The sequence below is a fragment of the Nitrosomonas sp. Nm58 genome (assembly GCF_900107335.1).
Taxonomy (GTDB): domain Bacteria; phylum Pseudomonadota; class Gammaproteobacteria; order Burkholderiales; family Nitrosomonadaceae; genus Nitrosomonas.
Genome location: NZ_FNPQ01000059.1, coordinates 1 through 10902 on the forward strand (window position 1 = coordinate 1; position 10902 = coordinate 10902).

Below are 10902 nucleotides of genomic sequence, written 5' to 3' on the forward strand. Positions count from 1 at the left end.
TTCCTCATCATTTATATCCGTTTTGTATGACATCTCTTAGCTTACTATCAAAAAATACTTGATTCTAATGGAAATCGTTTTGCCAGACAGCTTCTAATAGCCATTTACACAATGTCTCTAGGACACCCCCGCTTGTGAGGTGTTGAAAACAGACATGCTTCCTTGGATGACATCTTGAAACAACAGACTGAATTATTGTGCAATGACAGAGAGGAATTGCTGCTGGAATAGGCAAACATGAGTAAGGGCATTACGTTGCCCGTGGAGTAGTAGTTGTTTCCCAGCAATGTGGGAGCCTTTGTGCCGACTCTGTGCAAGAAACTCCACGCCGATCCGAGAATCGAATGCCAGTTTGGCGGCTACAATTGGAGTACACAAAAAATATGGGGCCGATCAAGCGCCCATATTCATACGTTCATGGCGCGCCCAACACGATTCGAACGTGTGACCCCCGCCTTCGGAGGGCGGTACTCTATCCACTGAGCTATGAGCGCGTAAAATTCTAAATCACAAAAATGGATTTACGATAAAGGAAAAGCTATTTGGATTTATACGCTTAACCCAGAATTTGGTAAAGCTGGATAAATGCGCACAACTTTGACCACTTGATTCTTTGTTTGGATAATTTCCATGGGGTGTCCGGCTATATTTAATCCTATCCCTGCCTCGGGAATGTCTTGAAAATGCTCCAAAATCAAGCCGTTTAAAGTTTTGGGCCCATCTAAAGGTAAATGAAACCCAAGCTTTCGATTAAGATCACGCAATAAAACACTTCCTTCTACAATTATACTACCATCTGGCTGTCGAATGAATGTGCTCGTTTGAGTAGGTGGGTGGGTTGTAAATTCACCAATAATTTCCTCAAGAATATCTTCCAATGTTACCAACCCTATCCACTCGCCATACTCATCGACAACCAGACCTATTCGTTTCCGATTTTCCTGGAACAATTGCAATTGTGAGAACAAGGGCGTGCCAGAAGGAATAAAATAAGGTTCTTGCATAACTTTTTCAAGCATTGTTGCGGTAATTTTTCCGCTTCTCATTTGGTTAAATATTTTGCGTGCATGAATGATTCCGACAACGTTGTCAAGATGTCCGCGATATACCGGCAAGCGAGTATGGTGGCAGGTCAGTAGTTGATCATGGATGGCTTCATCATCAGCCTCCAGATCGATGGCTTCAATCTGGCTTCTAGGTACAATGACATCATCAACGGTAACTGTTTCAAGGTCAACCAGATTAATCAATACGCTTTGATGTTTCTTCTGGATGAAATGACCTGCCTCCAGGACAAGCATTTTAAGTTCTTCGGGACTGATTTTATGTGCTGTGTTTTCCTTGGACTTCAAGCGAAAGAGGATTAAAAGCCCTTGTACGAAAAGATTAATGAACCAGACTGCAGGGTAGAAAATTTTGAGCAAGGGTGTTAATGCATAGCTTACTGTTAAAGCAATTTTCTCCGGATAAGTGGCCGCTATAACCTTGGGAGTAATTTCACTGAATATCAATATTGCCAGCGTTACACATATCGTACCGATAAGTAATGCAAAATCATTATGCGCAAAGAAAGCAGAAGTAATCACTGCAACCAGTGTCGCAGCAGCTGAATTCAGTAAATTGTTTCCTAGTAAGATGACCCCTAGCAATCTGTCGGTATTGGCTAGTAATTGCGCAGTCAAGCGAGCGCCACGATGTCCCTGTTTGGCGAGATGCTTTAAGCGATAGCGGTTAATCGCCATCATACTGGTTTCGGAGAGTGAAAAAAAACCAGATAAAATTAATAATAGAACTAATACTGCAAGTAATATAGGTAATGGAACGTCTTCCAAATGGCTTTATCCTCGTGATTTTCGCGGTCAAATAGCAAAAATGACCTAAACTTCACTGGCTTATGTGCTGACTTAAACTGCCAATGGATATATGCTGCTGAAAATAAAGCGATCCTTATCTATTTCTGTAGCCAATCGAAATAAACATAACTTTTTTGTGGTACTTTCGACTCTTTAAAATGCTTAAGTTCTTCTTGATTGACCTTCTTATCCCACCAAATAGCGCGCGCTTCCTTCTGTTGTTCAACCAGATGCGGTCTTTTTGCAAATAATTCTCGCATAAATTTGGTATGCTCAGATTCATACATATAATCCATAGTCGATTTGCTCATAATATTAATAATTTGTAAACTTTAATGCACAATTGATTGCTTTTGTGAATATTAATTGTTGCTAATGATAACTTCAACCACATGAATTGTAAAAGAAGAAAGATGATCGAGAAAAGAATAAGCTGATGGTTAATGATGAAAAGCTGCTTAAATTTAATGGGAAGTTTATATTTGTCGGTTTTGGGAGTGTGGGACGAGGGGTTCTTCCCTTGCTTTTGAGGCATGTTGATATATTGCCTGACCGAATTAGGATTATTGCTGCAGATGAGAGGGGTAGGGTTGAAGCAGAAAATCAAAATATCTCGTTCCAGGTTAATCCACTCACACCGGAGAATTATCGTCAGATACTTGGCTCCTTATTAGCGCCAGGTGATTTTTTGCTTAATGTTTCGGTCAATGTGTCTAGCTTGGCGTTGGTTGAGTTATGTCACTCGCTAGGCGCTCTTTACCTCGATACCTGCATTGAGCCTTGGGCAGGTGGTTATGCGGATGCCAATTTATCGCTTTCTGAGCGCTCTAATTATGGATTGCGCGAAAAAGCGTTGATGCTTCGTGAAAAATTAGGCAGTGGTCCGACAGCCGTTCTTTGCCATGGCGTCAATCCTGGCCTCGCTTCGCACTGGGTTAAGCAAGCGCTCCTCAATATCGCACATGATACGGGAGTAAATTTTGAGACTCCAGAAACAAAGGATGAGTGGGCAAGATTGGCTCAATTGCTGAATATATCAGTCATTCAATGTGCCGAGCGAGACACGCAAGCAATCAATCCGCCTAAACGCATTGATGAGTTTGTTAATACATGGTCCATTGATGGTTTTGTTTCTGAGGGAATTCAGCCTGCGGAACTGGGCTGGGGGAGTCATGAAAAGCATGAGCCGTCTGATGGGAGGCATCATGACTTCGGCTGCGATGCGGCCATTTATTTGGAGCGACCAGGTGTTCAAACACAGGTTTATGGTTGGACGCCTCGCGAAGGGGCTTATCGCGGCTTCCTGATCACGCATAGTGAATCTATCTCCATTGCAGACTATTTGACAGTCAAGGAAGGAAACAAACTTTATTACCGTCCAACAGTTTATTATGCCTATCATCCTTGTGACGCAGCTGTTCTGTCGGTGCATGAATTCAACGGGAAGAATTTAAAATTGCAGTCAAAAACCCGCTTGTCAATGGATGATATTTATGATGGCGTTGACGAGTTGGGTGTGCTGTTGATGGGGCATTCCAAGGGAATATATTGGTATGGCTCGGTTTTATCTATTCATGAGGCGCGGAAACTTGCACCTTACAACAATGCAACCAGTTTGCAAGTGGCGGCAGGCGTGCTGGGCGGCGTAATCTGGGCAATGAAAAACCAAGAGGCGGGCATTATCGAGCCTGATGAAATGCCTTTTGAGGACGTGCAGAAGGTGGCGGCTCCTTATTTGGGGAAAATGGTCGGGCAGTATAGTGACTGGACACCGCTTCAGGGAAGAGGGGGATTGTTTGAAGAAGACCTGGATAAAACCGATCCATGGCAATTCAAGAATTTTCGTGTCACTTGAATTGCAGGGAGGTGGCGTTGGTTTCCATGATTTAGGCCGTGTAACGTAGGTGGGTGCTTTGCCTGATTTATGATCCGGTCAAGTTTCGACCTGATATCGATAGCTAAGTAATGTTTCACGTGAAACATATTGTTTATGAGGTTAAACTTTTTGTGAACAAAAATGCTGAATGCCTTAGAATTAAGCAGTAATTTGATTATCGGTTTTACAACACACATTTATGAGCTTTTCGGAAAACTTTGATGTTATCGTGGTGGGCGGCGGCCATGCGGGAACAGAGGCAGCATTAGCGGCTGCTCGCATGGGGCAGAAGACATTATTGCTTACCCATAATCTCGAAACGCTGGGGCAAATGTCCTGCAATCCATCCATAGGCGGTATTGGCAAAGGTCATTTGGTCAAGGAAATCGATGCCTTGGGCGGCGTGATGGCAGAGGCCATTGATGAGGCGGGCATACAGTTCCGAATGCTTAATTCCAGTAAAGGTCCCGCTGTGCGCGCGACACGTGCTCAAGCAGACCGGGTGCTTTATCGTCAAGCCGTACGCAGACGGCTGGAAAACCAGCCAAATCTATGGTTGATACAGCAGGCTGTAGATGATCTTGTGCTGCAAGGTGAGCAGGTTGTGGGGGTGGTTACCCACCTTGGCGTTAAGTTTTGTGCGCGAGCAGTCATCTTGACAACCGGCACATTTCTAGCCGGTTTGGCACATGTGGGTAATAATAATTTTCAAGCGGGTCGGGCGGGTGATCCGCCCTCAATCAGCCTTGCGCAGCGACTACGCGAGATGAGGTTGCCGGTGGGACGCCTTAAAACCGGCACCCCTCCGCGGATCGATGGGCGCAGCATCAATTATTCCTTGCTGCAGGAGCAGCCGGGTGACGATCCTGTGCCGGTGTTTTCATTTCTGGGCAATGTGGCGCTGCATCCCCGTCAGATATCTTGCTGGATAACACATACCAATGGTCGCACTCATGATGTTATTCGAGAGGGTCTGGATCGCTCGCCTTTATTTACAGGGAAGATAGAGGGGATTGGGCCACGTTACTGTCCGTCGATAGAAGACAAGATTGTTCGTTTTTCTGATAGGGATTCGCACACGATTTTTCTTGAACCTGAAGGGCTGGATACGCATGAAGTATATCCTAATGGTATTTCGACCAGCCTACCTTATGATGTGCAAATCGACTTGGTGCACTCGATCAAAGGGCTGGAAAATGCGCATATCACCCGCCCAGGCTATGCCATCGAATATGATTACTTTGATCCCCGCGCACTTAAGAGTTCCCTGGAAACCCGGGCGATTGAAGGGCTGTTTTTTGCAGGTCAAATTAATGGAACGACTGGCTATGAGGAGGCGGCCGCTCAGGGATTATTGGCTGGATTAAATGCCAGTCTCAAGGTACAGGGGCGCGAAGCGTGGTGCCCACGTCGTGATGAAGCCTATCTGGGCGTGTTGGTAGATGATCTGATTACTCGTGGTGTGACGGAGCCTTATCGTATGTTTACCAGCCGTGCAGAATATCGTCTGCAGTTACGAGAAGATAATGCTGATATGCGATTGACTGAAGTGGGCTATCGGTTAGGGCTGGTCCATGAAGGGCGCTGGGAGGCATTCGTGATTAAACGTGAAGCGATTGATGCTGAGCGGCAAAGATTACGAAATGTATGGGTGCGCCCTGGCATGTTGTCGGAAGCGGAATTGATAAACGTGCTGGGTAAAACCATTGAAAAAGAATATTCATTGTACGAATTGCTGCGTCGTCCGGATGTGACTTATACGAGGTTAATGTCATTGCTCGGCGCTGAAGATGGCGTTGCCGATGAAAAAGTTGCTGAGCAAGTGGAAATCAATATTAAATATGAAGGGTACATCGAGCGCCAGAAACAGGAGATCGCCCGCCATAACCATTATGAAAAGACAAGCTTGCCAAAAGACATTGATTATCGGAGTGTGCGCGGTCTTTCCAGCGAAGTGCAACAAAAGCTGAATCAGCATAAACCGGAGACAATTGGTCATGCCGCACGGATTTCCGGCATCACGCCTGCGGCCATTTCTCTATTGCTGGTTCATCTGAAGCGTGGTTTTATATTGTCAGAAATAAAATAAAAAATATGAGTCTAGAAAAACAATTACTGGAAGGCCTTGATAAGCTTGAGTGCGGTTTAGCTAAAGAAAGGGAAAGGATCAGCACTCACTTGCTGCAGTATATCCTGTTCCTGGATAAATGGAACCGTGTCTATAATCTGACCGCCGTGCGCAAACCGGAAGAAATGGTGACCAAGCATGTACTCGATAGTTTAACGCTGCTGCCCGTGATTACCGGCGCTCATCTTGCTGATGTCGGCAGTGGTGCAGGACTTCCCGGCATCCCGCTTGCAATTGTCCGGCCTGATTGGTATATAACCTTGATTGAAAGTAATCAGAAGAAAGCAGCTTTTTTAACGCAAGCATGTATTGAATTGGCATTGAAAAATGTGAAGGTGGTTTGCGAGCGTGCTGAGCGTTTCTTTCCTGCCGAAAAATTCGACACGGTGATTTCCCGGGCATTTGCCGATCTGAGTACTTTTGTCAGCTCAGCAGGGCATTTATGTGCCGAGAATAGCAAAAGCAGGTTGATCGCAATGAAGGGCAGGTTTCCCGATGCTGAGTTGATGCAATTGCCTGAGCAATTTGGAGTTGAAAAAGTCTTGCGTGTCATGGTGCCTGGCTTGCGGGCGGCGCGGCATTTGATTGTCATTCGACCGGATCAAGGAGAGTGAGTCTCTTGGTTCATACCAGCTAAGGAGCAGGCGCGTTGATAAAAATTCTTGCAATCACCAATCAAAAAGGGGGGGTTGGTAAAACGACTACGAGCATCAATCTGGCGGCAAGTTTGGTTGAAGCTGGTAAGCGCGTACTCCTTGTAGATCTGGATCCACAAGGAAATGCTACTATGGGAAGCGGTGTCGATAAGCGTCTCTTGCAACATACGGTTTATCACGTCTTATTGGGTGAGCGGCCTATTGCTGATGTCAGGGTGGTCTCCACGCCAGGTAAATATGATTTGATTCCAGCCAACCAGGATCTGGCTGGCGCCGAGGTGGAGATGGTCAATCTGGAGCAAAGGGAAGCACGTCTCAAAGCGGCGCTTCAGACGGTGGGGAAAGAATATGATTTCATCCTTATGGATTGCCCGCCGGCGCTCAATTTGCTGACACTGAACGGCCTCTGCGCAGCGCAGGCAGTCATGATTCCCATGCAGTGCGAATACTTTGCTCTGGAGGGATTAAGTGATCTGGTCAATACCATCAAAAGGGTGCGGGTCAATTTTAATCCTATTCTTAAGATTGAAGGCTTGCTGCGGACCATGTTCGATCCTCGTAACGTTTTGGCAAAGCAGGTTTCCGATCAGTTACAACAGCACTTTGGCGATAAAGTGTATCGAACGGTGATCCCACGCAATATCCGATTGGCAGAGGCACCCGGATTTGGTGTGCCTGTGTTGTTCCATGACAAATTATCGAAAGGAGCGCTGGCTTATCTCGCGCTTGCAAAAGAGATCATGGATGCCACAGCTTAACATCTCAGATTATTCCAGATAAATCAGAAAAAAAAACGATAGGCGATTAGGAGCAAATGGCGAAGTTAAAAGGTCTGGGAAGAGGGCTTGATGCGTTATTATCAGGCAATCACGATGATCATGCGTTAGCGGAATCCCTGCAGCATTTGGAGATCCATTTGCTGCAACCGGGTAAATATCAACCCCGTACCAGCATGGATCAATCATCTTTGATGGAGTTGTCCGAATCCATCAAAGCACAGGGCGTAATGCAGCCCATCCTGGTGCGCCTGGTAGCCGCTGAACGCTATGAAATCATCGCAGGCGAGCGGCGCTGGCGTGCTGCACAACTGGCTGGATTGACGCAGGTGCCCGCAATCATTCGTGAAGTGCCGGATGAGTCAGCGCTGGCGATGTCACTCATTGAAAATATCCAGCGCGAAAATTTGAACCCATTGGAAACAGCCATGGGTATTCAACGACTTATCAAAGAGTTTGGCATGACGCATCAAACGGCAGGCGAAGCACTGGGAAGCTCACGCAGCGCGATTTCAAATCTACTGCGCTTGCTTAATCTGGCTGCACCCGTACAAGAGTTGATGATGCAGGGAAAAATCGATATGGGGCATGGGCGTGCATTGCTTGTTTTACCCGCAGTGAGGCAGGTTGAAGTCGCCAGTTTAATCGCGCACAAGCAGCTATCAGTGCGTGAAACCGAGAAGCTGATCAAACGCATCGAGCAGGCCCCTGTGAAAAGATTGGTCAAGCAGGATCGAGACTTGTTGCGCTTGCAGGAAGATATTTCATCGAAACTCGGCGCCAGCGTCGTCATCAAACCCGGAAAACGCGGAGCAGGCAATTTGATTATCCACTATACCAATCTGGAGCAGTTGGATGGCATTCTCTCCAAGTTTTAAGCTTTTCTTAAGCAATCAGAACTGTTCACTGAAAACAGGAAAACTCTGCTGGAGCCTATAGATGAATACGCACATTCTGATTAACCCAAACGTTGCAACCATTCTCGGCGCACTCGTCGCTGACGCCGCTTCACTTGGTTTACACTGGCTTTACGATCCGGCACGCATTGCAGCAATAGAAGAAAATGAGGATGAATTGGTATTCCGCCAACCCAGTGCCGCCGATTATGCGGGAGCAGGCGGATTTTTTGCGCATGGCGACAAGCAGGCTGGAGATTCGACGAGCTATGGTGAAATATGTCTGTTAATGCTCAAACACCTGGCAAAACACGGTGAATTCAATCGTGCGGCCTATCAACTCGAATTCCGCGCCTACTTTGGGCCGGGCGGTGCATATGCCGGTTATATCGACTCGCCGACTCGTCACACCTTGCGAGTTTTATTGCCGCTGGATATCAATAGCTTCCCGGAAGTATCCGGTGCGGATGATGATCAGCTACCCGCACTCGCCACAATCCCCGTGTTGGTAGCAACTCACCGGGATTCACGCGAGGCGCTCATGAAGCGGGTCGAAGAAGTCGTGCGCATTACCAATAACAATGATATTGCCGTATCCGCAGCACGTTGCGCAGCCACTGCATTGCATGGCGTACTGAATGGCAAACCAATGGTTCAGGCATTAACCGATGCTGTGACAGTTGCCGGGGAAAAGCTTAAGCCATCGTTGGAACAAGCGCTTGCCACTGACACGCTGGATAGCGTGTCAGCCGCTGAACGTTTTGGCCTAGCTTGTCATGTCACAGAAGGATTGCCCATTGTTTTTCATATCGCCAGGCATGCACCGGATTACACCACCGCGATTAAAGCCAATATCCGCGCTGGCGGAGATTGCTGCGGCCGCGCTATCGTTCTTGGGGCGCTGGTAGCTGCGTGCCAAGCCATGCAGCAAAACCTGACATCATCCATTCCGATATCCTGGCTCGCACACTATCGCAAACTTGTGATAGCTGCTGAAGCTTGTGAGGTAATTGGATAGTGAAAAATAAAGTTGGCAATTCAAGATCGATTGTATAAATACAAGACAGTGTAGGATAAAATATGGCAGTAGGTCCAAGACTGTTGCCACGTCGCCTTCCTGTTTGACCATCACCAACCACTTTACACCTTCACAATGGCTGAGTTTGCACCAAACCGTTGGCCTGTTGCAAGAGAAATTCCCGCAAGCGTGAGTACCCAGCAAGAATGCAGTGCGAAATGCAATATTAGGGATTGTCCGGAGGCTTCCCGGCTAAACGGTCTTGCGAAAAGTCAGGTTGATCCGGTAAAGCCGACTGATGGATGATAGCCTTCCTTGATCGGCAGCAGGCCATGGTAGTGCAATCTCACCGGCTCACCCCATACTATCCATTACCGTGTATCAATGGCATTCGCACCGGCCTCTCCTCGTGGCGTAAGCCGCCCCATAGAAAAACAGCCGGAATTCCCAGCGAAACTGAGACGATGGACGCATCAAAGCCGTGTTCGTTCTTATCCTGCTGCGATTGTAATGTGGTTCAATGCTGCGAAGATGGCAGCTTCATTAGGCAACGCAAAGCCGCACAGCACAACTGCGCCAGGACACAACCCCTCTCGCCGCGCTTGAGATAGCACTGCATCCTCAAATAGATTCAATGTCATCTTATCCATCCGTTCTCATGCCGCATCGTGAAAAATGATGTTCATGATGTAGGTAGCGATAATCTGAGTGTAGATGGACTGGCACCACGCCGTAGATTGACCCGGTATGCGCCTTCCTTGAGCGTAGTCATAGCCGTGCCTTGGCAGTGTTCGCCTCTTTCTCAAGCAGGGCGCGCTTGCGTTCTACACCCCAGCGATAGCCAGCTAAAGCGCCGCCCTGGCGCACGACCCGGTGGCATGGAATAGCGACTGCCAGCTTGTTTGCCGCGCACGCCCGTGCCACAGCCCTGACTGATTGAGGAATACCCAGGTGCCGGGCGATGTCGGTGTAGCTTACGGTCTGCCCTACCGGAATCTCGCGCAGGCTCTGCCATATGCGCTGCTGAAAAGCAGTGCCGCGCATATCCAGCGACAGATCTAGGTCAGTGTCTGGCGCCTCGATAAAACCGACTACCTTGATAACGAGCTGCTTGAGCTCCGTGTCGTCCCCAATCAGGTTAGTGCGAGGAAAGCTATCCTGCAGATCGCACACCAGTTTCTCAGGATCGTCACCGAGGAGAATGGCACAAATACCACGGCCACTTTGGGCAGCCAGGATTGACCCGAGAGAGCATTCGTCAATGGCAAAACGGATTTCAGTAGCGGCTCCGTCAGTACGATAATGGCTTGGTGTCATGCCCGGAACCTTGTTCGATTTTTCATAAGAATGGTTGTTGGAATTGTAGATTATAGCCAGCGTTGAAAATGGCATCTGTCACGGGGCTGCTGGCACCTCCAGTGCAGCAGTCCAACGGCGTCATTGATCGTTTGAACGGCGCACTTTTTTACTCACACAGTGGTTATACAGGATATAACTTTTTAGACAGCTTACACCTTGATAACAGTTACCCCATTTATCAATCTTACCCACCTGCCGCACTCCGACTCCGGGTCTTGCTTTCAAATTCGATTCATTCCGATAATGGTCGAGTCACCCGAAGGAACTTCCCCTTCAGGTGCTCACAGAACCGTACGTGAACCTCTCGATTCATACGGCTCTTCCTATCCAGTCAATTTAC

11 protein-coding genes and 1 tRNA gene are annotated in these 10902 nt (G+C 47.6%); 6 read left to right on the forward strand and 6 right to left on the reverse strand.

The genetic code is table 11. The annotated features are described in order from the left end of the window. Nucleotides 1-418 precede the first annotated feature (418 nt). The 3 genes from BLW34_RS13685 to BLW34_RS13695 all read right to left on the reverse strand — a co-directional run bounded on the left by BLW34_RS13685 (nt 419) and on the right by BLW34_RS13695 (nt 2149). A tRNA-Arg gene (locus BLW34_RS13685) sits at nt 419-494 on the reverse strand. Between the two features lie 54 nt (nt 495-548). Then, nucleotides 549-1832 (reverse strand): HlyC/CorC family transporter, encoded by a 1284-nt coding sequence (locus tag BLW34_RS13690; RefSeq protein ID WP_090580719.1) that lies wholly within the window; start codon nt 1830-1832, stop codon nt 549-551. A 119-nt stretch (nt 1833-1951) separates the two neighbouring features. Next, nucleotides 1952-2149, reverse strand: coding sequence for a DUF3460 family protein (locus tag BLW34_RS13695; protein WP_090543342.1), 198 nt, complete (start codon nt 2147-2149; stop codon nt 1952-1954). Between the two features lie 140 nt (nt 2150-2289). Here BLW34_RS13695 and BLW34_RS13700 point away from each other — a divergent pair, with 140 nt between their 5' ends. The 6 genes from BLW34_RS13700 (at nt 2290) to BLW34_RS13725 (ending at nt 9203) form a co-directional block, all read left to right on the forward strand. Next, on the forward strand, nt 2290-3708 hold the full coding sequence (locus BLW34_RS13700) for a homospermidine synthase (RefSeq protein ID WP_090580722.1): 1419 nt from the start codon (nt 2290-2292) through the stop codon (nt 3706-3708). A 220-nt stretch (nt 3709-3928) separates the two neighbouring features. After that, nucleotides 3929-5818, forward strand: coding sequence for a tRNA uridine-5-carboxymethylaminomethyl(34) synthesis enzyme MnmG (gene mnmG / locus BLW34_RS13705; protein ID WP_090580725.1), 1890 nt, complete (start codon nt 3929-3931; stop codon nt 5816-5818). A gap of 5 nt (nt 5819-5823) precedes the next feature. Then, nucleotides 5824-6471, forward strand: a complete 648-nt coding sequence (rsmG, locus tag BLW34_RS13710) for a 16S rRNA (guanine(527)-N(7))-methyltransferase RsmG (RefSeq protein WP_090580728.1) — start codon at nt 5824-5826, stop codon at nt 6469-6471. A 35-nt stretch (nt 6472-6506) separates the two neighbouring features. Continuing rightward, a complete protein-coding gene (locus BLW34_RS13715; protein ID WP_090543350.1) occupies nt 6507-7271 on the forward strand; it encodes a ParA family protein in 765 nt (254 codons plus the stop codon). Between the two features lie 56 nt (nt 7272-7327). Beyond that, complete coding sequence (locus BLW34_RS13720; RefSeq protein ID WP_090580730.1) at nt 7328-8167, forward strand: ParB/RepB/Spo0J family partition protein; 840 nt, start codon at nt 7328-7330, stop codon at nt 8165-8167. Between the two features lie 61 nt (nt 8168-8228). Then, complete coding sequence (locus BLW34_RS13725; RefSeq protein ID WP_090580733.1) at nt 8229-9203, forward strand: ADP-ribosylglycohydrolase family protein; 975 nt, start codon at nt 8229-8231, stop codon at nt 9201-9203. A 364-nt stretch (nt 9204-9567) separates the two neighbouring features. Here BLW34_RS13725 and BLW34_RS17515 read toward each other — a convergent pair whose 3' ends face one another. The 3 genes from BLW34_RS17515 to BLW34_RS13735 form a co-directional block, all read right to left on the reverse strand. After that, the gene (locus tag BLW34_RS17515) at nt 9568-9669 is read right to left on the reverse strand and encodes a hypothetical protein (protein ID WP_218138867.1); all 102 of its coding nucleotides are present in this window, start codon (nt 9667-9669) and stop codon (nt 9568-9570) included. Between the two features lie 25 nt (nt 9670-9694). Further along, the gene (locus BLW34_RS16245; RefSeq protein WP_177166054.1) at nt 9695-9853 is read right to left on the reverse strand and encodes a 2OG-Fe(II) oxygenase family protein; all 159 of its coding nucleotides are present in this window, start codon (nt 9851-9853) and stop codon (nt 9695-9697) included. 118 nt (nt 9854-9971) lie between these two features. After that, entirely contained in the window at nt 9972-10520 is a 549-nt protein-coding gene (locus tag BLW34_RS13735) for a methylated-DNA--[protein]-cysteine S-methyltransferase (RefSeq protein ID WP_256203808.1), read from the reverse strand. Between the last annotated feature and the right edge of the window lie 382 nt (nt 10521-10902).

Excerpts from the sequence above, each read along its gene's own strand:
- rsmG (WP_090580728.1), top strand. The coding sequence starts at position 5,824 with ATGAGTCTAGAAAAACAATTACTGGAAGGCCTTGATAAGCTTGAGTGC.
- BLW34_RS16245 (WP_177166054.1), bottom strand. The coding sequence starts at position 9,853 with ATGGATAAGATGACATTGAATCTATTTGAGGATGCAGTGCTATCTCAA.
- BLW34_RS13725 (WP_090580733.1), top strand. The coding sequence starts at position 8,229 with ATGAATACGCACATTCTGATTAACCCAAACGTTGCAACCATTCTCGGC.
- BLW34_RS13720 (WP_090580730.1), top strand. The coding sequence starts at position 7,328 with ATGGCGAAGTTAAAAGGTCTGGGAAGAGGGCTTGATGCGTTATTATCA.
- BLW34_RS13735 (WP_256203808.1), bottom strand. The coding sequence starts at position 10,520 with ATGACACCAAGCCATTATCGTACTGACGGAGCCGCTACTGAAATCCGT.
- mnmG (WP_090580725.1), top strand. The coding sequence starts at position 3,929 with ATGAGCTTTTCGGAAAACTTTGATGTTATCGTGGTGGGCGGCGGCCAT.
- BLW34_RS13695 (WP_090543342.1), bottom strand. The coding sequence starts at position 2,149 with ATGGATTATATGTATGAATCTGAGCATACCAAATTTATGCGAGAATTA.
- BLW34_RS13700 (WP_090580722.1), top strand. The coding sequence starts at position 2,290 with ATGGTTAATGATGAAAAGCTGCTTAAATTTAATGGGAAGTTTATATTT.